The 451-nt window shown below is 59.0% G+C and carries 1 protein-coding gene; it reads left to right on the top strand.

The window, feature by feature from the left end; genetic code table 11:
• Nucleotides 1–185 (top strand): hypothetical protein (locus P1J78_RS25180; protein ID WP_275570107.1); only part of this gene is annotated, 185 nt, incomplete at its 5' end.
• Nucleotides 186–451 lie beyond the last annotated feature (266 nt).

The following is a 451-nucleotide window of genomic DNA, read 5'->3' as shown; positions in this document are numbered from 1 at the left end:
GTCCGGATTGGGCTCGAAGCAGACCTGCGCCGGCGCGGCAGGCCCCTGACTCCAGCGCGCCGGGCCTGCAGGCGCTGACGGCCCCTTCCGGTCATTCGCTGATCTCGTCGACGCTGCGGCGCGGCTTCACCGAACCGGCCATTCGCACCGGTCTGCAGCATATCCCGGTGGCTGAAGGTCGGTAGCGCAGACGGAGCTGCCGTTCGGCGAATGCCCGCTGTGAAATGAGTTGTTGCTTTCTTTATCTTTATCCTCTACCTAAGCCTCAACGTCGCGTGTGGATGACCAGATCAGCGGCAAAGTATTCTCGCCCGTGATCCCCAGATCGTTGTCTTGAATAGCTCCATGAGAGCAAAGAAATCACGGCGGCTATTTCACGCGAGCTTCCAAGAAGATTAGAGAGACCAAGTGCCTACGGCGACTGATTGTCTGTACGGTGCGAGACCATATA

It is taken from the genome of Psychromarinibacter sediminicola, assembly GCF_029168335.1.
In the GTDB taxonomy this organism is placed as follows: domain Bacteria; phylum Pseudomonadota; class Alphaproteobacteria; order Rhodobacterales; family Rhodobacteraceae; genus Psychromarinibacter; species Psychromarinibacter sediminicola.
The sequence above is the reverse complement of the archived record's forward strand: the minus strand, read 5'-3'. Positions and strand labels throughout refer to the sequence as shown.